This is a genomic window from Arthrobacter crystallopoietes (genome assembly GCF_017603825.1).
Taxonomy (GTDB): domain Bacteria; phylum Actinomycetota; class Actinomycetes; order Actinomycetales; family Micrococcaceae; genus Crystallibacter; species Crystallibacter crystallopoietes_B.
Genome location: NZ_CP072014.1, coordinates 1,525,374 through 1,549,273 on the forward strand (window position 1 = coordinate 1,525,374; position 23,900 = coordinate 1,549,273).

At 58.8% G+C, this 23,900-nt stretch carries 7 protein-coding genes and 10 rRNA genes; 13 read left to right on the forward strand and 4 right to left on the reverse strand.

Features of this window, described 5'->3' with window-relative positions:
* Positions 1–18 precede the first annotated feature (18 nt).
* A 5S ribosomal RNA gene (gene rrf, locus J5251_RS07015) occupies positions 19–135 on the forward strand.
* A 66-nt stretch (positions 136–201) separates the two neighbouring features.
* Here rrf (J5251_RS07015) and J5251_RS07020 read toward each other — a convergent pair.
* Positions 202–501: a hypothetical protein gene (locus J5251_RS07020; RefSeq protein WP_208575616.1), complete on the reverse strand. Its 300-nt coding sequence runs from the start codon at positions 499–501 to the stop codon at positions 202–204.
* A gap of 735 nt (positions 502–1,236) precedes the next feature.
* Here J5251_RS07020 and J5251_RS07025 point away from each other — a divergent pair.
* From J5251_RS07025 to rrf (J5251_RS07035), 3 genes are all read left to right on the forward strand, one after another.
* Positions 1,237–2,760: ribosomal RNA gene (locus J5251_RS07025) — 16S ribosomal RNA — on the forward strand.
* Positions 2,761–3,218: 458 nt separating this feature from the next.
* Positions 3,219–6,361, forward strand: a 23S ribosomal RNA gene (locus J5251_RS07030).
* Between the two features lie 206 nt (positions 6,362–6,567).
* Positions 6,568–6,684 (forward strand): 5S ribosomal RNA (rrf, locus tag J5251_RS07035).
* Between the two features lie 66 nt (positions 6,685–6,750).
* On the opposite strand, the gene J5251_RS07040 is transcribed toward rrf (J5251_RS07035), so the two are convergent.
* Positions 6,751–7,050: a hypothetical protein gene (locus J5251_RS07040; protein WP_208575616.1), complete on the reverse strand. Its 300-nt coding sequence runs from the start codon at positions 7,048–7,050 to the stop codon at positions 6,751–6,753.
* Positions 7,051–7,784: 734 nt separating this feature from the next.
* Between J5251_RS07040 and J5251_RS07045 the strand changes: the two genes are divergently transcribed.
* From J5251_RS07045 to rrf (J5251_RS07055), 3 genes are all read left to right on the forward strand, one after another.
* A 16S ribosomal RNA gene (locus tag J5251_RS07045) occupies positions 7,785–9,308 on the forward strand.
* A gap of 458 nt (positions 9,309–9,766) precedes the next feature.
* Positions 9,767–12,909: ribosomal RNA gene (locus tag J5251_RS07050) — 23S ribosomal RNA — on the forward strand.
* 206 nt (positions 12,910–13,115) lie between these two features.
* Positions 13,116–13,232 (forward strand): 5S ribosomal RNA (gene rrf, locus J5251_RS07055).
* 66 nt (positions 13,233–13,298) lie between these two features.
* Here rrf (J5251_RS07055) and J5251_RS07060 read toward each other — a convergent pair.
* Positions 13,299–13,598 carry a hypothetical protein gene (locus J5251_RS07060; protein ID WP_208575616.1) on the reverse strand — a complete coding sequence of 100 codons (300 nt, stop codon included), beginning with the start codon at positions 13,596–13,598 and terminating at the stop codon, positions 13,299–13,301.
* A 734-nt stretch (positions 13,599–14,332) separates the two neighbouring features.
* On the opposite strand from J5251_RS07060, the gene J5251_RS07065 reads away from it, so the two are divergent.
* The 6 genes from J5251_RS07065 (at position 14,333) to J5251_RS07090 (ending at position 22,475) form a co-directional block, all read left to right on the forward strand.
* Positions 14,333–15,856, forward strand: a 16S ribosomal RNA gene (locus J5251_RS07065).
* A 458-nt stretch (positions 15,857–16,314) separates the two neighbouring features.
* A 23S ribosomal RNA gene (locus J5251_RS07070) occupies positions 16,315–19,457 on the forward strand.
* Positions 19,458–19,663: 206 nt separating this feature from the next.
* Positions 19,664–19,780: ribosomal RNA gene (gene rrf, locus J5251_RS07075) — 5S ribosomal RNA — on the forward strand.
* Together the 16S, 23S and 5S rRNA genes form the textbook arrangement of a ribosomal RNA operon.
* A 93-nt stretch (positions 19,781–19,873) precedes the next feature.
* Entirely contained in the window at positions 19,874–20,356 is a 483-nt protein-coding gene (locus J5251_RS07080; RefSeq protein ID WP_139006697.1) for an SRPBCC domain-containing protein, read from the forward strand.
* A 121-nt stretch (positions 20,357–20,477) separates the two neighbouring features.
* A complete protein-coding gene (locus J5251_RS07085; protein ID WP_208575617.1) occupies positions 20,478–21,857 on the forward strand; it encodes an FAD-binding oxidoreductase in 1,380 nt (459 codons plus the stop codon).
* 9 nt (positions 21,858–21,866) lie between these two features.
* On the forward strand, positions 21,867–22,475 hold the full coding sequence (locus J5251_RS07090; RefSeq protein WP_208575618.1) for a class I SAM-dependent methyltransferase: 609 nt from the start codon (positions 21,867–21,869) through the stop codon (positions 22,473–22,475).
* Positions 22,476–22,543: 68 nt separating this feature from the next.
* On the opposite strand, the gene J5251_RS07095 is transcribed toward J5251_RS07090, so the two are convergent.
* Positions 22,544–23,899, reverse strand: coding sequence for a DUF4032 domain-containing protein (locus J5251_RS07095; RefSeq protein ID WP_139006700.1), 1,356 nt, complete (start codon positions 23,897–23,899; stop codon positions 22,544–22,546).
* Position 23,900: the final 1 nt, after the last annotated feature.

Genomic DNA, 23,900 nt, shown 5'->3' on the forward strand with positions numbered 1-23,900 from the left:
CCGGAGGGTGGCAAGGGTTACGGCGGTCATAGCGTGGGGGAAACGCCCGGTCCCATTCCGAACCCGGAAGCTAAGACCCACAGCGCCGATGGTACTGCACCCGGGAGGGTGTGGGAGAGTAGGTCACCGCCGGACATCTTTTGAGCGTGAAGGGCTCCACCATGACGGTGGAGCCCTTCACCCATTTAAGGCCCGTTGGCTTTAGGGCCCGTTGGCGGTAACCATGCCAACCTGCATAACCTCAACGCCGTTCCCGGTGCCCTGGCTGCAGGCCTGCCGTGCCGGGCTCCGGCTGCCGCCGGGCTGCAGCTGCTGCGCCGGGGCCGGGGCTGGCCGGGATCCCGGTGCTCCTGCCGCGGGCCGTGCCGGCGCCCTGGTCCGGATGCCGCAGATGGCCGGCGCTTCCTGGTTCCGCTCCGGCAGGCAGGTGGTGGTCCTGCCGGCCGCGTGGGGCCGGCTGCCGTGCAGCGGCGGTGTTGGCTGGTGTTGGATTTTAAGCACACTTTTCGCCGCGAGGGTGCCGGTGGCGTCCGGGCGGCGGGCGGTCCGCGCGGATCCCGGACGGATGCGGGCAGGGGAGCTGCGCGTACTGAGTGCTTGGCCACAGCGGCGGCGCTGCGGGCGTCTTTGCCGCCGGGTCCGTTTTCGGGGAAAACGAACCCGGTTTGCTGCGGTGCCCGGGTTGGGTGCGCGGCCGGCCGGGGCCGGTGCCGCGGATCCGGGAGTGGGAGGATCCGCATGGATCCGCGGTTTTCCGCGGCAGGCGGTGCTGTTCCCGGAGGCGGATTTGCAGTGGTCCGCGAAGGCGTGTAATGTCTTCCAAGCCACCGCAGCTAGGGAGCGAAAGCGCTTAGCAGGCAGGGAGGCCAACCCCTTCAAAACAATCACTTTCAATCGGTTCGATTTACCGTGCGGATGAGGTTGCGGGGACCGTGGTTGCAGCGGGAATCAGCCGGAAGGCGATTTGCGAACTGCTGCAGGATCGGGTAACTTTGAAAAGTTGCTCCGGAGCGATGGAGGGCCTTGAAGAAGGGTCCGACTGGTGCCGGGTGCTCCTGTTGTTTGAGAACTCAATAGTGTGCCAAGTTTGTTGATACCAATTTTTTTATTGGTTGAATTATTGTCGTGGGGCACCGCCTCCGTGGTGTTTCCGCGATGTTTTTTAGCCTGGTTTGAATTTAGTGCAGTGCTGGTTCCCGTTTTCCCGGGGGCCGGTGTTGTGTCTGTTAGTAAACATTAACGGAGAGTTTGATCCTGGCTCAGGACGAACGCTGGCGGCGTGCTTAACACATGCAAGTCGAACGATGATCCGGTGCTTGCACCGGGGATTAGTGGCGAACGGGTGAGTAACACGTGAGTAACCTGCCCTTGACTCTGGGATAAGCCTGGGAAACCGGGTCTAATACCGGATACGACCTTTCACCGCATGGTGGTTGGTGGAAAGATTTTTTGGTTTTGGATGGACTCGCGGCCTATCAGCTTGTTGGTGAGGTAATGGCTCACCAAGGCGACGACGGGTAGCCGGCCTGAGAGGGTGACCGGCCACACTGGGACTGAGACACGGCCCAGACTCCTACGGGAGGCAGCAGTGGGGAATATTGCACAATGGGCGAAAGCCTGATGCAGCGACGCCGCGTGAGGGATGACGGCCTTCGGGTTGTAAACCTCTTTCAGCAGGGAAGAAGCGAAAGTGACGGTACCTGCAGAAGAAGCGCCGGCTAACTACGTGCCAGCAGCCGCGGTAATACGTAGGGCGCAAGCGTTGTCCGGAATTATTGGGCGTAAAGAGCTCGTAGGCGGTTTGTCGCGTCTGCTGTGAAAGCCCGGGGCTCAACCCCGGGTCTGCAGTGGGTACGGGCAGACTAGAGTGCAGTAGGGGAGACTGGAATTCCTGGTGTAGCGGTGAAATGCGCAGATATCAGGAGGAACACCGATGGCGAAGGCAGGTCTCTGGGCTGTAACTGACGCTGAGGAGCGAAAGCATGGGGAGCGAACAGGATTAGATACCCTGGTAGTCCATGCCGTAAACGTTGGGCACTAGGTGTGGGGGACATTCCACGTTTTCCGCGCCGTAGCTAACGCATTAAGTGCCCCGCCTGGGGAGTACGGCCGCAAGGCTAAAACTCAAAGGAATTGACGGGGGCCCGCACAAGCGGCGGAGCATGCGGATTAATTCGATGCAACGCGAAGAACCTTACCAAGGCTTGACATGGACCGGACCGCCGCAGAAATGCGGTTTCCCTTCGGGGCTGGTTTACAGGTGGTGCATGGTTGTCGTCAGCTCGTGTCGTGAGATGTTGGGTTAAGTCCCGCAACGAGCGCAACCCTCGTTCTATGTTGCCAGCGCGTTATGGCGGGGACTCATAGGAGACTGCCGGGGTCAACTCGGAGGAAGGTGGGGACGACGTCAAATCATCATGCCCCTTATGTCTTGGGCTTCACGCATGCTACAATGGCCGGTACAAAGGGTTGCGATACTGTGAGGTGGAGCTAATCCCAAAAAGCCGGTCTCAGTTCGGATTGAGGTCTGCAACTCGACCTCATGAAGTCGGAGTCGCTAGTAATCGCAGATCAGCAACGCTGCGGTGAATACGTTCCCGGGCCTTGTACACACCGCCCGTCAAGTCACGAAAGTTGGTAACACCCGAAGCCGGTGGCCTAACCCCTTGTGGGAGGGAGCCGTCGAAGGTGGGACCGGCGATTGGGACTAAGTCGTAACAAGGTAGCCGTACCGGAAGGTGCGGCTGGATCACCTCCTTTCTAAGGAGCGCCTCAAATTTAGCGGAACCTTCCCGAGTGTTGGTTGTGCGGTTTGCAGGAGAGCCCATTGCGCAGGCGTTTGTTCTGCGGTGGGTGCTCGAGGGTGGAATATCAATGGATAGATGGTCTTTTGGCGGTTTCCATGCCAGTACGGTGTCCTTTCGGGGGTGCCTGGAACGTGTGGGGGTTGTCCGGGGGGTTGTTGTTTGGCACACTGTTGGGTCCTGAGGCAACAGGGACCGGCCGTTCATGGGCCGGTGTTTGTTTGTTTCTGGTTTCCTGCGCAGTCCGGGTCCGGGCCACGGTGAATACGTGGTGCGGGGATGGGTGCGACGGGGTTGTTGTTTGAGAACTACATAGTGGACGCGAGCATCTTATAAAGAAGCAATTTTGATGAACCTGGATCTGTTTTGGATCTGTGGTTCTCTCGATATTAAATGCTGATTTTGATCTTTTGTGGTCAAGTTTTTAAGAGCACACGGTGGATGCCTTGGCATCAGGAGCCGAAGAAGGACGTGGGAATCTGCGAAAAGCCTGGGGGAGTTGATAACCGAACTTTGATCCCAGGATGTCCGAATGGGGAAACCCCGCCAGGGGCACTTGTGTTACCTGGTGACCCGTATCTGAACACATAGGGTACGTGGAGGGAACGCGGGGAAGTGAAACATCTCAGTACCCGCAGGAAGAGAAAACAACAGTGATTCCGTTAGTAGTGGCGAGCGAACGCGGATGAGGCTAAACCGAGTCATGTGTGATAGCCGGCGGGCGTTGCATGGCCGGGGTTGCGGGACTTTCCGTTGCTGTTCTGCCGGACAGCTGAAGTGAGTGCAGATGCATAGGTGAACGGTCTTGAAAGGCCGGCCGGAGAAGGTGTTAGCCCTGTAACCGTAATGTGTGCTGCCGCTTGGAGAGTATCCCAAGTAGCACGGGGCCCGAGAAATCCCGTGCGAATCTGCCAGGACCACCTGGTAAGCCTAAATACTACCTGATGACCGATAGCGGACAAGTACCGTGAGGGAAAGGTGAAAAGTACCCCGGGAGGGGAGTGAAACAGTACCTGAAACCGTGTGCTTACAATCCGTCGGAGCAGCCCTAGCAGCTGTGACGGCGTGCCTTTTGAAGAATGAGCCTGCGAGTTAGTGTTACGTCGCGAGGTTAACCCGTGTGGGGAAGCCGTAGCGAAAGCGAGTCTGAACAGGGCGTTGCAGTGGCGTGATCTAGACCCGAAGCGGAGTGATCTACCCATGGCCAGGTTGAAGCGCGTGTAAGAGCGCGTGGAGGACCGAACCCACTTCAGTTGAAAATGGAGGGGATGAGCTGTGGGTAGGGGTGAAAGGCCAATCAAACTCCGTGATAGCTGGTTCTCCCCGAAATGCATTTAGGTGCAGCGTTGCGTGTTTCTTGCCGGAGGTAGAGCTACTGGATGGCCGATGGGCCCTACAAGGTTACTGACGTCAGCCAAACTCCGAATGCCGGCAAGTGAGAGCGCAGCAGTGAGACTGTGGGGGATAAGCTTCATAGTCGAGAGGGAAACAGCCCAGACCACCAACTAAGGCCCCTAAGCGTGTGCTAAGTGGGAAAGGATGTGGAGTTGCGAAGACAACCAGGAGGTTGGCTTAGAAGCAGCCATCCTTGAAAGAGTGCGTAATAGCTCACTGGTCAAGTGATTCCGCGCCGACAATGTAGCGGGGCTCAAGTACACCGCCGAAGTTGTGGCATTCATGTATTACCCAAGCCGGGGACTTGTTCCCTTGGTTCAGGGGCGTGGATGGGTAGGGGAGCGTCGTGTGGGCAGTGAAGCCGCGGTGGAAACCAGCGGTGGAGCCTACACGAGTGAGAATGCAGGCATGAGTAGCGAAAGACGGGTGGGAAACCCGTCCGCCGAATGATCAAGGGTTCCAGGGTCAAGCTAATCTGCCCTGGGTAAGTCGGGACCTAAGGCGAGGCCGACAGGCGTAGTCGATGGACAACGGGTTGATATTCCCGTACCGGCGAAAAACCGCCCATACCGAGCCGGTGATACTAACCGTCCAAACCGTGCATCCGTGCCCTTCGGGGCCAGTATGTGCGGGGCGCGCGGGACCTGAACCGGGGAGGTAAGCGTATTAACAGGTGTGACGCAGGAAGGTAGCCAGGCCGGGCGATGGTAGTCCCGGTCCAAGGATGTAGGGCGAACGGTAGGCAAATCCGCCGTTCACTAAGCCTGAGACCTGACGGGACCCCCGTATGGGGGGATCTGGTGATCCTATGCTGCCGAGAAAAGCATCGACGCGAGGTTTTAGCCGCCCGTACCCCAAACCGACACAGGTGATCAGGTAGAGAATACCAAGGCGATCGAGAGAATTATGGTTAAGGAACTCGGCAAAATGCCCCCGTAACTTCGGGAGAAGGGGGGCCTGCCCCGTGATACAGACTTGCTCTGTGGAGCGGGTGTGGGCCGCAGAGACCAGGGGGAAGCGACTGTTTACTAAAAACACAGGTCCGTGCGAAGTCGCAAGACGATGTATACGGACTGACTCCTGCCCGGTGCTGGAAGGTTAAGAGGACCGGTTAGCCCCTTCGGGGGCGAAGCTGAGAATTTAAGCCCCAGTAAACGGCGGTGGTAACTATAACCATCCTAAGGTAGCGAAATTCCTTGTCGGGTAAGTTCCGACCTGCACGAATGGAGTAACGACTTCCCCGCTGTCTCAACCATAAACTCGGCGAAATTGCACTACGAGTAAAGATGCTCGTTACGCGCAGCAGGACGGAAAGACCCCGAGACCTTTACTATAGTTTGGTATTGGTGTTCGGTGTGGCTTGTGTAGGATAGGTGGGAGACTGTGAAGCCCGGACGCCAGTTCGGGTGGAGTCATCGTTGAAATACCACTCTGGTCACTCTGGACATCTAACTTCGGCCCGTAATCCGGGTCAGGGACAGTGCCTGATGGGTAGTTTAACTGGGGCGGTTGCCTCCTAAAGAGTAACGGAGGCGCCCAAAGGTTCCCTCAGCCTGGTTGGCAATCAGGTGGCGAGTGTAAGTGCACAAGGGAGCTTGACTGTGAGAGAGACATCTCAAGCAGGGACGAAAGTCGGGACTAGTGATCCGGCGGCACATTGTGGAATGGCCGTCGCTCAACGGATAAAAGGTACCTCGGGGATAACAGGCTGATCTTGCCCAAGAGTCCATATCGACGGCATGGTTTGGCACCTCGATGTCGGCTCGTCGCATCCTGGGGCTGGAGTAGGTCCCAAGGGTTGGGCTGTTCGCCCATTAAAGCGGTACGCGAGCTGGGTTTAGAACGTCGTGAGACAGTTCGGTCCCTATCCGCTGCGCGCGCAGGAAATTTGAGAAGGTCTGTCCTTAGTACGAGAGGACCGGGACGGACGAACCTCTGGTGTGTCAGTTGTACTGCCAAGTGCATCGCTGATTAGCTACGTTCGGATTGGATAACCGCTGAAAGCATCTAAGCGGGAAGCCGGCTTCAAGATGAGATTTCCATACACCCTCGAGGTGTGGGAGGCCCCCAGCCAGACCACTGGGTTGATAGGCCGGATGTGGAAGCAGGGACTAAAGACCTGTGAAGCTGACCGGTACTAATAGGCCGATAACTTACACCACACACTTCCCTGGCCGCCGAACCGACTTCAAACGGTTCCCGGCAACATACAGGGGAAGGAAAAGATACGTGCATCGCGTCCACTATGTGGTTCCCGGACAACAACCGTCCGCAGGAACACACAATTGCATACAGTCCAACCATGAACTGATGTAACCACAGGTTTCACCCCCAGCCCGCGGAACCGGGCCCGGAGGGTGGCAAGGGTTACGGCGGTCATAGCGTGGGGGAAACGCCCGGTCCCATTCCGAACCCGGAAGCTAAGACCCACAGCGCCGATGGTACTGCACCCGGGAGGGTGTGGGAGAGTAGGTCACCGCCGGACATCTTTTGAGCGTGAAGGGCTCCACCATGACGGTGGAGCCCTTCACCCATTTAAGGCCCGTTGGCTTTAGGGCCCGTTGGCGGTAACCATGCCAACCTGCATAACCTCAACGCCGTTCCCGGTGCCCTGGCTGCAGGCCTGCCGTGCCGGGCTCCGGCTGCCGCCGGGCTGCAGCTGCTGCGCCGGGGCCGGGGCTGGCCGGGATCCCGGTGCTCCTGCCGCGGGCCGTGCCGGCGCCCTGGTCCGGATGCCGCAGATGGCCGGCGCTTCCTGGTTCCGCTCCGGCAGGCAGGTGGTGGTCCTGCCGGCCGCGTGGGGCCGGCTGCCGTGCAGCGGCGGTGTTGGCTGGTGTTGGATTTTAAGCACACTTTTCGCCGCGAGGGTGCCGGTGGCGTCCGGGCGGCGGGCGGTCCGCGCGGATCCCGGACGGATGCGGGCAGGGGAGCTGCGCGTACTGAGTGCTTGGCCACAGCGGCGGCGCTGCGGGCGTCTTTGCCGCCGGGTCCGTTTTCGGGGAAAACGAACCCGGTTTGCTGCGGTGCCCGGGTTGGGTGCGCGGCCGGCCGGGGCCGGTGCCGCGGATCCGGGAGTGGGAGGATCCGCATGGATCCGCGGTTTTCCGCGGCAGGCGGTGCTGTTCCCGGAGGCGGATTTGCAGTGGTCCGCGAAGGCGTGTAATGTCTTCCAAGCCACCGCAGCTAGGGAGCGAAAGCGCTTAGCAGGCAGGGAGGCCAACCCCTTCAAAACAATCACTTTCAATCGGTTCGATTTACCGTGCGGATGAGGTTGCGGGGACCGTGGTTGCAGCGGGAATCAGCCGGAAGGCGATTTGCGAACTGCTGCAGGATCGGGTAACTTTGAAAAGTTGCTCCGGAGCGATGGAGGGCCTTGAAGAAGGGTCCGACTGGTGCCGGGTGCTCCTGTTGTTTGAGAACTCAATAGTGTGCCAAGTTTGTTGATACCAATTTTTTATTGGTTGAATTATTGTCGTGGGGCACCGCCTCCGTGGTGTTTCCGCGATGTTTTTTAGCCTGGTTTGAATTTAGTGCAGTGCTGGTTCCCGTTTTCCCGGGGGCCGGTGTTGTGTCTGTTAGTAAACATTAACGGAGAGTTTGATCCTGGCTCAGGACGAACGCTGGCGGCGTGCTTAACACATGCAAGTCGAACGATGATCCGGTGCTTGCACCGGGGATTAGTGGCGAACGGGTGAGTAACACGTGAGTAACCTGCCCTTGACTCTGGGATAAGCCTGGGAAACCGGGTCTAATACCGGATACGACCTTTCACCGCATGGTGGTTGGTGGAAAGATTTTTTGGTTTTGGATGGACTCGCGGCCTATCAGCTTGTTGGTGAGGTAATGGCTCACCAAGGCGACGACGGGTAGCCGGCCTGAGAGGGTGACCGGCCACACTGGGACTGAGACACGGCCCAGACTCCTACGGGAGGCAGCAGTGGGGAATATTGCACAATGGGCGAAAGCCTGATGCAGCGACGCCGCGTGAGGGATGACGGCCTTCGGGTTGTAAACCTCTTTCAGCAGGGAAGAAGCGAAAGTGACGGTACCTGCAGAAGAAGCGCCGGCTAACTACGTGCCAGCAGCCGCGGTAATACGTAGGGCGCAAGCGTTGTCCGGAATTATTGGGCGTAAAGAGCTCGTAGGCGGTTTGTCGCGTCTGCTGTGAAAGCCCGGGGCTCAACCCCGGGTCTGCAGTGGGTACGGGCAGACTAGAGTGCAGTAGGGGAGACTGGAATTCCTGGTGTAGCGGTGAAATGCGCAGATATCAGGAGGAACACCGATGGCGAAGGCAGGTCTCTGGGCTGTAACTGACGCTGAGGAGCGAAAGCATGGGGAGCGAACAGGATTAGATACCCTGGTAGTCCATGCCGTAAACGTTGGGCACTAGGTGTGGGGGACATTCCACGTTTTCCGCGCCGTAGCTAACGCATTAAGTGCCCCGCCTGGGGAGTACGGCCGCAAGGCTAAAACTCAAAGGAATTGACGGGGGCCCGCACAAGCGGCGGAGCATGCGGATTAATTCGATGCAACGCGAAGAACCTTACCAAGGCTTGACATGGACCGGACCGCCGCAGAAATGCGGTTTCCCTTCGGGGCTGGTTTACAGGTGGTGCATGGTTGTCGTCAGCTCGTGTCGTGAGATGTTGGGTTAAGTCCCGCAACGAGCGCAACCCTCGTTCTATGTTGCCAGCGCGTTATGGCGGGGACTCATAGGAGACTGCCGGGGTCAACTCGGAGGAAGGTGGGGACGACGTCAAATCATCATGCCCCTTATGTCTTGGGCTTCACGCATGCTACAATGGCCGGTACAAAGGGTTGCGATACTGTGAGGTGGAGCTAATCCCAAAAAGCCGGTCTCAGTTCGGATTGAGGTCTGCAACTCGACCTCATGAAGTCGGAGTCGCTAGTAATCGCAGATCAGCAACGCTGCGGTGAATACGTTCCCGGGCCTTGTACACACCGCCCGTCAAGTCACGAAAGTTGGTAACACCCGAAGCCGGTGGCCTAACCCCTTGTGGGAGGGAGCCGTCGAAGGTGGGACCGGCGATTGGGACTAAGTCGTAACAAGGTAGCCGTACCGGAAGGTGCGGCTGGATCACCTCCTTTCTAAGGAGCGCCTCAAATTTAGCGGAACCTTCCCGAGTGTTGGTTGTGCGGTTTGCAGGAGAGCCCATTGCGCAGGCGTTTGTTCTGCGGTGGGTGCTCGAGGGTGGAATATCAATGGATAGATGGTCTTTTGGCGGTTTCCATGCCAGTACGGTGTCCTTTCGGGGGTGCCTGGAACGTGTGGGGGTTGTCCGGGGGGTTGTTGTTTGGCACACTGTTGGGTCCTGAGGCAACAGGGACCGGCCGTTCATGGGCCGGTGTTTGTTTGTTTCTGGTTTCCTGCGCAGTCCGGGTCCGGGCCACGGTGAATACGTGGTGCGGGGATGGGTGCGACGGGGTTGTTGTTTGAGAACTACATAGTGGACGCGAGCATCTTATAAAGAAGCAATTTTGATGAACCTGGATCTGTTTTGGATCTGTGGTTCTCTCGATATTAAATGCTGATTTTGATCTTTTGTGGTCAAGTTTTTAAGAGCACACGGTGGATGCCTTGGCATCAGGAGCCGAAGAAGGACGTGGGAATCTGCGAAAAGCCTGGGGGAGTTGATAACCGAACTTTGATCCCAGGATGTCCGAATGGGGAAACCCCGCCAGGGGCACTTGTGTTACCTGGTGACCCGTATCTGAACACATAGGGTACGTGGAGGGAACGCGGGGAAGTGAAACATCTCAGTACCCGCAGGAAGAGAAAACAACAGTGATTCCGTTAGTAGTGGCGAGCGAACGCGGATGAGGCTAAACCGAGTCATGTGTGATAGCCGGCGGGCGTTGCATGGCCGGGGTTGCGGGACTTTCCGTTGCTGTTCTGCCGGACAGCTGAAGTGAGTGCAGATGCATAGGTGAACGGTCTTGAAAGGCCGGCCGGAGAAGGTGTTAGCCCTGTAACCGTAATGTGTGCTGCCGCTTGGAGAGTATCCCAAGTAGCACGGGGCCCGAGAAATCCCGTGCGAATCTGCCAGGACCACCTGGTAAGCCTAAATACTACCTGATGACCGATAGCGGACAAGTACCGTGAGGGAAAGGTGAAAAGTACCCCGGGAGGGGAGTGAAACAGTACCTGAAACCGTGTGCTTACAATCCGTCGGAGCAGCCCTAGCAGCTGTGACGGCGTGCCTTTTGAAGAATGAGCCTGCGAGTTAGTGTTACGTCGCGAGGTTAACCCGTGTGGGGAAGCCGTAGCGAAAGCGAGTCTGAACAGGGCGTTGCAGTGGCGTGATCTAGACCCGAAGCGGAGTGATCTACCCATGGCCAGGTTGAAGCGCGTGTAAGAGCGCGTGGAGGACCGAACCCACTTCAGTTGAAAATGGAGGGGATGAGCTGTGGGTAGGGGTGAAAGGCCAATCAAACTCCGTGATAGCTGGTTCTCCCCGAAATGCATTTAGGTGCAGCGTTGCGTGTTTCTTGCCGGAGGTAGAGCTACTGGATGGCCGATGGGCCCTACAAGGTTACTGACGTCAGCCAAACTCCGAATGCCGGCAAGTGAGAGCGCAGCAGTGAGACTGTGGGGGATAAGCTTCATAGTCGAGAGGGAAACAGCCCAGACCACCAACTAAGGCCCCTAAGCGTGTGCTAAGTGGGAAAGGATGTGGAGTTGCGAAGACAACCAGGAGGTTGGCTTAGAAGCAGCCATCCTTGAAAGAGTGCGTAATAGCTCACTGGTCAAGTGATTCCGCGCCGACAATGTAGCGGGGCTCAAGTACACCGCCGAAGTTGTGGCATTCATGTATTACCCAAGCCGGGGACTTGTTCCCTTGGTTCAGGGGCGTGGATGGGTAGGGGAGCGTCGTGTGGGCAGTGAAGCCGCGGTGGAAACCAGCGGTGGAGCCTACACGAGTGAGAATGCAGGCATGAGTAGCGAAAGACGGGTGGGAAACCCGTCCGCCGAATGATCAAGGGTTCCAGGGTCAAGCTAATCTGCCCTGGGTAAGTCGGGACCTAAGGCGAGGCCGACAGGCGTAGTCGATGGACAACGGGTTGATATTCCCGTACCGGCGAAAAACCGCCCATACCGAGCCGGTGATACTAACCGTCCAAACCGTGCATCCGTGCCCTTCGGGGCCAGTATGTGCGGGGCGCGCGGGACCTGAACCGGGGAGGTAAGCGTATTAACAGGTGTGACGCAGGAAGGTAGCCAGGCCGGGCGATGGTAGTCCCGGTCCAAGGATGTAGGGCGAACGGTAGGCAAATCCGCCGTTCACTAAGCCTGAGACCTGACGGGACCCCCGTATGGGGGGATCTGGTGATCCTATGCTGCCGAGAAAAGCATCGACGCGAGGTTTTAGCCGCCCGTACCCCAAACCGACACAGGTGATCAGGTAGAGAATACCAAGGCGATCGAGAGAATTATGGTTAAGGAACTCGGCAAAATGCCCCCGTAACTTCGGGAGAAGGGGGGCCTGCCCCGTGATACAGACTTGCTCTGTGGAGCGGGTGTGGGCCGCAGAGACCAGGGGGAAGCGACTGTTTACTAAAAACACAGGTCCGTGCGAAGTCGCAAGACGATGTATACGGACTGACTCCTGCCCGGTGCTGGAAGGTTAAGAGGACCGGTTAGCCCCTTCGGGGGCGAAGCTGAGAATTTAAGCCCCAGTAAACGGCGGTGGTAACTATAACCATCCTAAGGTAGCGAAATTCCTTGTCGGGTAAGTTCCGACCTGCACGAATGGAGTAACGACTTCCCCGCTGTCTCAACCATAAACTCGGCGAAATTGCACTACGAGTAAAGATGCTCGTTACGCGCAGCAGGACGGAAAGACCCCGAGACCTTTACTATAGTTTGGTATTGGTGTTCGGTGTGGCTTGTGTAGGATAGGTGGGAGACTGTGAAGCCCGGACGCCAGTTCGGGTGGAGTCATCGTTGAAATACCACTCTGGTCACTCTGGACATCTAACTTCGGCCCGTAATCCGGGTCAGGGACAGTGCCTGATGGGTAGTTTAACTGGGGCGGTTGCCTCCTAAAGAGTAACGGAGGCGCCCAAAGGTTCCCTCAGCCTGGTTGGCAATCAGGTGGCGAGTGTAAGTGCACAAGGGAGCTTGACTGTGAGAGAGACATCTCAAGCAGGGACGAAAGTCGGGACTAGTGATCCGGCGGCACATTGTGGAATGGCCGTCGCTCAACGGATAAAAGGTACCTCGGGGATAACAGGCTGATCTTGCCCAAGAGTCCATATCGACGGCATGGTTTGGCACCTCGATGTCGGCTCGTCGCATCCTGGGGCTGGAGTAGGTCCCAAGGGTTGGGCTGTTCGCCCATTAAAGCGGTACGCGAGCTGGGTTTAGAACGTCGTGAGACAGTTCGGTCCCTATCCGCTGCGCGCGCAGGAAATTTGAGAAGGTCTGTCCTTAGTACGAGAGGACCGGGACGGACGAACCTCTGGTGTGTCAGTTGTACTGCCAAGTGCATCGCTGATTAGCTACGTTCGGATTGGATAACCGCTGAAAGCATCTAAGCGGGAAGCCGGCTTCAAGATGAGATTTCCATACACCCTCGAGGTGTGGGAGGCCCCCAGCCAGACCACTGGGTTGATAGGCCGGATGTGGAAGCAGGGACTAAAGACCTGTGAAGCTGACCGGTACTAATAGGCCGATAACTTACACCACACACTTCCCTGGCCGCCGAACCGACTTCAAACGGTTCCCGGCAACATACAGGGGAAGGAAAAGATACGTGCATCGCGTCCACTATGTGGTTCCCGGACAACAACCGTCCGCAGGAACACACAATTGCATACAGTCCAACCATGAACTGATGTAACCACAGGTTTCACCCCCAGCCCGCGGAACCGGGCCCGGAGGGTGGCAAGGGTTACGGCGGTCATAGCGTGGGGGAAACGCCCGGTCCCATTCCGAACCCGGAAGCTAAGACCCACAGCGCCGATGGTACTGCACCCGGGAGGGTGTGGGAGAGTAGGTCACCGCCGGACATCTTTTGAGCGTGAAGGGCTCCACCATGACGGTGGAGCCCTTCACCCATTTAAGGCCCGTTGGCTTTAGGGCCCGTTGGCGGTAACCATGCCAACCTGCATAACCTCAACGCCGTTCCCGGTGCCCTGGCTGCAGGCCTGCCGTGCCGGGCTCCGGCTGCCGCCGGGCTGCAGCTGCTGCGCCGGGGCCGGGGCTGGCCGGGATCCCGGTGCTCCTGCCGCGGGCCGTGCCGGCGCCCTGGTCCGGATGCCGCAGATGGCCGGCGCTTCCTGGTTCCGCTCCGGCAGGCAGGTGGTGGTCCTGCCGGCCGCGTGGGGCCGGCTGCCGTGCAGCGGCGGTGTTGGCTGGTGTTGGATTTTAAGCACACTTTTCGCCGCGAGGGTGCCGGTGGCGTCCGGGCGGCGGGCGGTCCGCGCGGATCCCGGACGGATGCGGGCAGGGGAGCTGCGCGTACTGAGTGCTTGGCCACAGCGGCGGCGCTGCGGGCGTCTTTGCCGCCGGGTCCGTTTTCGGGGAAAACGAACCCGGTTTGCTGCGGTGCCCGGGTTGGGTGCGCGGCCGGCCGGGGCCGGTGCCGCGGATCCGGGAGTGGGAGGATCCGCATGGATCCGCGGTTTTCCGCGGCAGGCGGTGCTGTTCCCGGAGGCGGATTTGCAGTGGTCCGCGAAGGCGTGTAATGTCTTCCAAGCCACCGCAGCTAGGGAGCGAAAGCGCTTAGCAGGCAGGGAGGCCAACCCCTTCAAAACAATCACTTTCAATCGGTTCGATTTACCGTGCGGATGAGGTTGCGGGGACCGTGGTTGCAGCGGGAATCAGCCGGAAGGCGATTTGCGAACTGCTGCAGGATCGGGTAACTTTGAAAAGTTGCTCCGGAGCGATGGAGGGCCTTGAAGAAGGGTCCGACTGGTGCCGGGTGCTCCTGTTGTTTGAGAACTCAATAGTGTGCCAAGTTTGTTGATACCAATTTTTTATTGGTTGAATTATTGTCGTGGGGCACCGCCTCCGTGGTGTTTCCGCGATGTTTTTTAGCCTGGTTTGAATTTAGTGCAGTGCTGGTTCCCGTTTTCCCGGGGGCCGGTGTTGTGTCTGTTAGTAAACATTAACGGAGAGTTTGATCCTGGCTCAGGACGAACGCTGGCGGCGTGCTTAACACATGCAAGTCGAACGATGATCCGGTGCTTGCACCGGGGATTAGTGGCGAACGGGTGAGTAACACGTGAGTAACCTGCCCTTGACTCTGGGATAAGCCTGGGAAACCGGGTCTAATACCGGATACGACCTTTCACCGCATGGTGGTTGGTGGAAAGATTTTTTGGTTTTGGATGGACTCGCGGCCTATCAGCTTGTTGGTGAGGTAATGGCTCACCAAGGCGACGACGGGTAGCCGGCCTGAGAGGGTGACCGGCCACACTGGGACTGAGACACGGCCCAGACTCCTACGGGAGGCAGCAGTGGGGAATATTGCACAATGGGCGAAAGCCTGATGCAGCGACGCCGCGTGAGGGATGACGGCCTTCGGGTTGTAAACCTCTTTCAGCAGGGAAGAAGCGAAAGTGACGGTACCTGCAGAAGAAGCGCCGGCTAACTACGTGCCAGCAGCCGCGGTAATACGTAGGGCGCAAGCGTTGTCCGGAATTATTGGGCGTAAAGAGCTCGTAGGCGGTTTGTCGCGTCTGCTGTGAAAGCCCGGGGCTCAACCCCGGGTCTGCAGTGGGTACGGGCAGACTAGAGTGCAGTAGGGGAGACTGGAATTCCTGGTGTAGCGGTGAAATGCGCAGATATCAGGAGGAACACCGATGGCGAAGGCAGGTCTCTGGGCTGTAACTGACGCTGAGGAGCGAAAGCATGGGGAGCGAACAGGATTAGATACCCTGGTAGTCCATGCCGTAAACGTTGGGCACTAGGTGTGGGGGACATTCCACGTTTTCCGCGCCGTAGCTAACGCATTAAGTGCCCCGCCTGGGGAGTACGGCCGCAAGGCTAAAACTCAAAGGAATTGACGGGGGCCCGCACAAGCGGCGGAGCATGCGGATTAATTCGATGCAACGCGAAGAACCTTACCAAGGCTTGACATGGACCGGACCGCCGCAGAAATGCGGTTTCCCTTCGGGGCTGGTTTACAGGTGGTGCATGGTTGTCGTCAGCTCGTGTCGTGAGATGTTGGGTTAAGTCCCGCAACGAGCGCAACCCTCGTTCTATGTTGCCAGCGCGTTATGGCGGGGACTCATAGGAGACTGCCGGGGTCAACTCGGAGGAAGGTGGGGACGACGTCAAATCATCATGCCCCTTATGTCTTGGGCTTCACGCATGCTACAATGGCCGGTACAAAGGGTTGCGATACTGTGAGGTGGAGCTAATCCCAAAAAGCCGGTCTCAGTTCGGATTGAGGTCTGCAACTCGACCTCATGAAGTCGGAGTCGCTAGTAATCGCAGATCAGCAACGCTGCGGTGAATACGTTCCCGGGCCTTGTACACACCGCCCGTCAAGTCACGAAAGTTGGTAACACCCGAAGCCGGTGGCCTAACCCCTTGTGGGAGGGAGCCGTCGAAGGTGGGACCGGCGATTGGGACTAAGTCGTAACAAGGTAGCCGTACCGGAAGGTGCGGCTGGATCACCTCCTTTCTAAGGAGCGCCTCAAATTTAGCGGAACCTTCCCGAGTGTTGGTTGTGCGGTTTGCAGGAGAGCCCATTGCGCAGGCGTTTGTTCTGCGGTGGGTGCTCGAGGGTGGAATATCAATGGATAGATGGTCTTTTGGCGGTTTCCATGCCAGTACGGTGTCCTTTCGGGGGTGCCTGGAACGTGTGGGGGTTGTCCGGGGGGTTGTTGTTTGGCACACTGTTGGGTCCTGAGGCAACAGGGACCGGCCGTTCATGGGCCGGTGTTTGTTTGTTTCTGGTTTCCTGCGCAGTCCGGGTCCGGGCCACGGTGAATACGTGGTGCGGGGATGGGTGCGACGGGGTTGTTGTTTGAGAACTACATAGTGGACGCGAGCATCTTATAAAGAAGCAATTTTGATGAACCTGGATCTGTTTTGGATCTGTGGTTCTCTCGATATTAAATGCTGATTTTGATCTTTTGTGGTCAAGTTTTTAAGAGCACACGGTGGATGCCTTGGCATCAGGAGCCGAAGAAGGACGTGGGAATCTGCGAAAAGCCTGGGGGAGTTGATAACCGAACTTTGATCCCAGGATGTCCGAATGGGGAAACCCCGCCAGGGGCACTTGTGTTACCTGGTGACCCGTATCTGAACACATAGGGTACGTGGAGGGAACGCGGGGAAGTGAAACATCTCAGTACCCGCAGGAAGAGAAAACAACAGTGATTCCGTTAGTAGTGGCGAGCGAACGCGGATGAGGCTAAACCGAGTCATGTGTGATAGCCGGCGGGCGTTGCATGGCCGGGGTTGCGGGACTTTCCGTTGCTGTTCTGCCGGACAGCTGAAGTGAGTGCAGATGCATAGGTGAACGGTCTTGAAAGGCCGGCCGGAGAAGGTGTTAGCCCTGTAACCGTAATGTGTGCTGCCGCTTGGAGAGTATCCCAAGTAGCACGGGGCCCGAGAAATCCCGTGCGAATCTGCCAGGACCACCTGGTAAGCCTAAATACTACCTGATGACCGATAGCGGACAAGTACCGTGAGGGAAAGGTGAAAAGTACCCCGGGAGGGGAGTGAAACAGTACCTGAAACCGTGTGCTTACAATCCGTCGGAGCAGCCCTAGCAGCTGTGACGGCGTGCCTTTTGAAGAATGAGCCTGCGAGTTAGTGTTACGTCGCGAGGTTAACCCGTGTGGGGAAGCCGTAGCGAAAGCGAGTCTGAACAGGGCGTTGCAGTGGCGTGATCTAGACCCGAAGCGGAGTGATCTACCCATGGCCAGGTTGAAGCGCGTGTAAGAGCGCGTGGAGGACCGAACCCACTTCAGTTGAAAATGGAGGGGATGAGCTGTGGGTAGGGGTGAAAGGCCAATCAAACTCCGTGATAGCTGGTTCTCCCCGAAATGCATTTAGGTGCAGCGTTGCGTGTTTCTTGCCGGAGGTAGAGCTACTGGATGGCCGATGGGCCCTACAAGGTTACTGACGTCAGCCAAACTCCGAATGCCGGCAAGTGAGAGCGCAGCAGTGAGACTGTGGGGGATAAGCTTCATAGTCGAGAGGGAAACAGCCCAGACCACCAACTAAGGCCCCTAAGCGTGTGCTAAGTGGGAAAGGATGTGGAGTTGCGAAGACAACCAGGAGGTTGGCTTAGAAGCAGCCATCCTTGAAAGAGTGCGTAATAGCTCACTGGTCAAGTGATTCCGCGCCGACAATGTAGCGGGGCTCAAGTACACCGCCGAAGTTGTGGCATTCATGTATTACCCAAGCCGGGGACTTGTTCCCTTGGTTCAGGGGCGTGGATGGGTAGGGGAGCGTCGTGTGGGCAGTGAAGCCGCGGTGGAAACCAGCGGTGGAGCCTACACGAGTGAGAATGCAGGCATGAGTAGCGAAAGACGGGTGGGAAACCCGTCCGCCGAATGATCAAGGGTTCCAGGGTCAAGCTAATCTGCCCTGGGTAAGTCGGGACCTAAGGCGAGGCCGACAGGCGTAGTCGATGGACAACGGGTTGATATTCCCGTACCGGCGAAAAACCGCCCATACCGAGCCGGTGATACTAACCGTCCAAACCGTGCATCCGTGCCCTTCGGGGCCAGTATGTGCGGGGCGCGCGGGACCTGAACCGGGGAGGTAAGCGTATTAACAGGTGTGACGCAGGAAGGTAGCCAGGCCGGGCGATGGTAGTCCCGGTCCAAGGATGTAGGGCGAACGGTAGGCAAATCCGCCGTTCACTAAGCCTGAGACCTGACGGGACCCCCGTATGGGGGGATCTGGTGATCCTATGCTGCCGAGAAAAGCATCGACGCGAGGTTTTAGCCGCCCGTACCCCAAACCGACACAGGTGATCAGGTAGAGAATACCAAGGCGATCGAGAGAATTATGGTTAAGGAACTCGGCAAAATGCCCCCGTAACTTCGGGAGAAGGGGGGCCTGCCCCGTGATACAGACTTGCTCTGTGGAGCGGGTGTGGGCCGCAGAGACCAGGGGGAAGCGACTGTTTACTAAAAACACAGGTCCGTGCGAAGTCGCAAGACGATGTATACGGACTGACTCCTGCCCGGTGCTGGAAGGTTAAGAGGACCGGTTAGCCCCTTCGGGGGCGAAGCTGAGAATTTAAGCCCCAGTAAACGGCGGTGGTAACTATAACCATCCTAAGGTAGCGAAATTCCTTGTCGGGTAAGTTCCGACCTGCACGAATGGAGTAACGACTTCCCCGCTGTCTCAACCATAAACTCGGCGAAATTGCACTACGAGTAAAGATGCTCGTTACGCGCAGCAGGACGGAAAGACCCCGAGACCTTTACTATAGTTTGGTATTGGTGTTCGGTGTGGCTTGTGTAGGATAGGTGGGAGACTGTGAAGCCCGGACGCCAGTTCGGGTGGAGTCATCGTTGAAATACCACTCTGGTCACTCTGGACATCTAACTTCGGCCCGTAATCCGGGTCAGGGACAGTGCCTGATGGGTAGTTTAACTGGGGCGGTTGCCTCCTAAAGAGTAACGGAGGCGCCCAAAGGTTCCCTCAGCCTGGTTGGCAATCAGGTGGCGAGTGTAAGTGCACAAGGGAGCTTGACTGTGAGAGAGACATCTCAAGCAGGGACGAAAGTCGGGACTAGTGATCCGGCGGCACATTGTGGAATGGCCGTCGCTCAACGGATAAAAGGTACCTCGGGGATAACAGGCTGATCTTGCCCAAGAGTCCATATCGACGGCATGGTTTGGCACCTCGATGTCGGCTCGTCGCATCCTGGGGCTGGAGTAGGTCCCAAGGGTTGGGCTGTTCGCCCATTAAAGCGGTACGCGAGCTGGGTTTAGAACGTCGTGAGACAGTTCGGTCCCTATCCGCTGCGCGCGCAGGAAATTTGAGAAGGTCTGTCCTTAGTACGAGAGGACCGGGACGGACGAACCTCTGGTGTGTCAGTTGTACTGCCAAGTGCATCGCTGATTAGCTACGTTCGGATTGGATAACCGCTGAAAGCATCTAAGCGGGAAGCCGGCTTCAAGATGAGATTTCCATACACCCTCGAGGTGTGGGAGGCCCCCAGCCAGACCACTGGGTTGATAGGCCGGATGTGGAAGCAGGGACTAAAGACCTGTGAAGCTGACCGGTACTAATAGGCCGATAACTTACACCACACACTTCCCTGGCCGCCGAACCGACTTCAAACGGTTCCCGGCAACATACAGGGGAAGGAAAAGATACGTGCATCGCGTCCACTATGTGGTTCCCGGACAACAACCGTCCGCAGGAACACACAATTGCATACAGTCCAACCATGAACTGATGTAACCACAGGTTTCACCCCCAGCCCGCGGAACCGGGCCCGGAGGGTGGCAAGGGTTACGGCGGTCATAGCGTGGGGGAAACGCCCGGTCCCATTCCGAACCCGGAAGCTAAGACCCACAGCGCCGATGGTACTGCACCCGGGAGGGTGTGGGAGAGTAGGTCACCGCCGGACATCTTTTGAGCGTGAAGGGCTCCACCATGACGGTGGAGCCCTTCACCCATTTAAACGGCAAATGAGGTAGGTCGACCCCGATAGGCTTGGGGTATGAGCCCATCGCTGTTCTCGCACGCTGCTGAGGAACCCCAGCCTTCCAAAGTCTTGGAACCGATCACCTTCGAGGTCACGGTCCCGCACCCGCCGGAACAGGCCTTCGAGGGTTTCACGGACCTCATTCACCTCTGGTGGCCGGTGGATTCCCACAGCATCTTCGGCGACGGCGCACACGTTGAGTTCGAAGAGACAGTCCTGACCGAGACATCGGACCGGGACGAGGTCCGCAACTGGGGCGACATTCTTGAGTGGGAGCCGGGCCGGCTCCTATCCCTGACCTGGCATCCCGGCGCCGGGCCCTTATCAGCCACCAGGCTCGAAGTCCGGTTCACTGCGGAGGGCCAGAGCACCGTCGTCCGGCTGAGACACTCAGACTGGGACCAAGCAGCCGATGGCGCAGAACGCCGACTAAAGTACCAGCAGGACTGGCCTTCCGTGCTGAGCAAATATGCGAGGTTCATGGGAGCCATTCGCTGAAGCAACGCTCCCTGAAATCGATACGAACGACCCTCTGGCCCCGGCCAGCTTTTCCAGCCGTGCACAGTTCACGTCTGTGGACCGAAAATATTTGACGACGAGATTCGGAAGGCCCTACCTAATGACTGACTCCATCATCAGCGCATTGCAAGCGGCGCTGCCGACAGAACAGGTGAGCGTACGGGAGGACGTACTGGCCGCGCATGCGCTGGACCAGGGTCCCGTGGTGGCCCACGAGCTGCCCATCGCCGTCGTGTGGGCGCAAAGCGTCGAAGACGTGCAGGCCGTCATGAGGCTGGCGTCCACGCACAGTGTTCCGGTAGTTTGCCGAGGCGCCGGCACAGGAGTGTCCGGCGGTGCCCATGCCACGCCCGGTTGCCTCGTCCTGAGCCTGGAACGAATGGACCGCATACTCGAGATCCACCCCGAGGACGAAATTGCCCGTGTGGAGCCCGGAGTCGTCAACGCCGATCTGAACATGGCAGTGGCCGAATACGGGCTCATGTATGCACCCGATCCGGCCAGCTACAAGATATCCACGATCGGCGGCAATGTCGCGACGAACGCGGGAGGCCTGCGCTGCGCCAAGTATGGCGTTACTCGTGAATCAGTCCTGGCTCTCGACGTCGTGCTGGCTGACGGCACGCTTATCAAAACGGGGCGCAGGTCTTTCAAGGGCGTGGCGGGCTATGACTTGACGGGTCTTTTTGTGGGCTCCGAGGGCACTCTTGGCGTCGTTGTAGGCGCCACGGTGCGGCTGCGCTACCTTCCTGCCGATGTGCAGACGATTGCCGCATTCTTCCCAGAGGTAACGACGGCGGCGGCCGGTGTGCTGGCTGTCGGCAAGGCGCGCGTGCAACCGGCAATCATGGAATTGCTCGACGGCAATACGCTGGTCCAGCTGGACGCAGAACAGGGCTCCGACTTGCGCCAGCGTGGTGGTGCGCTGCTGTTGATCCAGACAGATGGCTTTGCGGCAGAGACCGAAGCGAAGATTGTCCGGCAGGTGCTGGGAGCGCTCGGTGCCACCGTCACTGCTGAAGTCAGCGAGGAAGCCGTCCGTCTGGTGGAGCTGCGCAGACACAGCCGGGGTGCCGAAGTGGACGATGTCTTCCGAGTGGGTGAGGACGTTGCCGTGCCACGGTCCCAGCTTGTCCATTACATCGCCGAACTCGAACGTATAGCCGCCGACCACGAGGTCGGGCTCAAAGTTGTGGCGCATGCCGGTGACGGGAACCTCCATCCAACCTTCTGGGTGCCGGCCGGAGAGGCCGAAAAAGTCCCGGTGCTCAACGCCGCATTGGATGAGTCCGTCGAGGTCGGCCTTGCTTTGGGCGGCACCATTACCGGCGAACACGGCGTCGGTCAGTACAAAGTGCGCTGGCTCCCGCTTGAACAGCGGGAAGAAGTCCTGGAGCTGCAGCGGGGGATCAAGGCATTGTTCGATCCAAAGGGACTGCTGAATCCGGGCAAGGCATTGCCGGAACGGATCGAGGCGTAGGCTGTGGGTGTGCGTAAAGAGACATTATGGGAGGCCCAGAAGCGTGAGAACCCGGGCCATTCGGCTTGGTACATCAAGCGCTTCGAAAACATGCGGGCGCAAGGAAACGACCTTCACGGCGAGGCCCGGCTGATCGATGCGATGGCGGAGCGCGGCAGCCGGATTCTGGATGCCGGCTGCGGCCCGGGCCGGCTGGGCGGCGAGCTGGCGGCCCGCGGGCACCACGTGGTGGGGGTCGACGTTGATCCGGAACTGATCGAAGCCGCCCGCCGCGACCACCCCGACGTTAACTGGCTAGTCGGGGACCTGGCAGAGCTGGATCTGCCTGCACAAGGAATAGCCGAGGCTTTCGACGTGATTGTCTGTGCGGGCAACGTGCTCACCTTCCTGGCTCCGGGGACAGCTCCGGAAGTCCTGGCCAGACTGGCGCGGCATCTGGCGCCGGGAGGCCGGCTAGTGACCGGGTTCGGCGCGGGCAGGGGATACGAGTTGGACACGTTCATGGCGGACGCCGCGGGTGCGGGCCTGGCCACGGACCACAAGTTCGGAACCTGGGACTTGCGCCCCTTCACACCGTCGTCGGACTTCCTGGTAGCTGTCTTCAGCTTGGCTGCGTAAAGGCAGCGGGCGCGCTCCGGCGCGAGGCTCAATGAAGCCCACGCGTTCCGGGGGTTCCCGGGCCGGGCCTATTCGTCGTCGTTGTTTTCTAGTGCGTTTGCGGCGAGCAGCCGCGCGGTCTTGTCGTCGGGGTTGAGCAGAATCGCCGCTTCGTCCCGGCGATGGCGCAGCACGTCGTCGATGTAGGCCTGGACCGCTTCCGCCAACGGCACGTTGCGGCGCTGGCTCTCGGAGATGTACCAGCGGTGCTCGAGGACCTGGTGGACCACCTCCGCCGGTTCCAGCTTGCCCGCCAGCTCGCGAGGAATGGCCCGCACTACCGGCTCGAAGACGTGGCGCACCCACGCGTGGGCGCTGATTTCCTCGTCCAGATCCGGATTGTTGTCCGCCCGGTAGCTGTCCAGGTCATTGAGCAGCCGCCGCGCCTGATTTTCCTGCACGTCCAGTCCGGTCAGGCGGATCAGCCGGCGCTGGTGGTGCCCGGCATCCACGACCTTGGGCTGGAGCTGGATCTGGGACCCGTCCGGCGTCGTTTTGATGGAGAACTCTTCGACGTCGAAACCCAGATCATTCAGCCTGCGGATACGGGCATTGACCCGCCACCGATCACCCAGCTCGAAGGACTCCTTCTCGGTCAGTTCCGCCCAGAGCTTGCGGTAGCTGTCCATGATCCGCTCGCTGGTGGCCAATGGGTCGACCTTGTCCTCGATCAAGCCGCCTTCAAGCAGATCCATCAGTTCGCCGGCAATGTTGACCCGCGCTATCTCCAGGTCGTACTCACGCTGGCCGGTGGAGAGCTTCGGGTACAGCTCGCCCGTTTCCGCGTCCACCAAGTAGGCGGCGAATGCACCGGCATCCCGGCGGAACAGGGTGTTGGACAGAGAGACATCGCCCCAATAGAAGCCGACCAGGTGTAGCCGGACCAGCAGCAGGGCCTGGGCATCGATCAGCCGGGTCAGTGTGTCTTTGCGCAAGGTCTGGGAAAACAGCGCCCGATAGGGGAGCGAGAACTTCAGGTGCCGGGTGACCAGCACGGGGTCCAGGTCCTCGCCTTCCCGGGTGTGCCGGCCGCTGATGACGGCGACCGGCTCTACACAGGGGACGTCCAGCCGCTGGAGCTTGCGGAGCATGTGGTATTCGTGCCGGGCGATATGCTCGCTGGTTTCCTTGATGGCAATCACGGAACCGCTCAGATGGGCGAACCGGACGATATGCCGGGAAATACCGCGCGGAAGAGCGGCCAGGTTTTTCGCCGGCCACTCTTCCAACGCAATATGCCAAGGCAGGTCAAGCAGGCTCTCGTCCGTCGTGGCAGAGGTGATGTTCAGCGAACCCAGGACTGCGGCCGCTCCGCCATTATGCGGGCGCGGCAGTTTTCCCACCTGACCGAAGTCGGTAGGTTCGTTGTGCCAGTTGGCGTCCATC

What these genes read in the sequence shown, in the direction of transcription:
- J5251_RS07095 (WP_139006700.1), bottom strand. Translation starts at nt 23,899, where the DNA reads ATGGACGCCAACTGGCACAACGAACCTACCGACTTCGGTCAGGTGGGA.
- J5251_RS07085 (WP_208575617.1), top strand. Translation starts at nt 20,478, where the DNA reads ATGACTGACTCCATCATCAGCGCATTGCAAGCGGCGCTGCCGACAGAA.
- J5251_RS07080 (WP_139006697.1), top strand. Translation starts at nt 19,874, where the DNA reads ATGAGCCCATCGCTGTTCTCGCACGCTGCTGAGGAACCCCAGCCTTCC.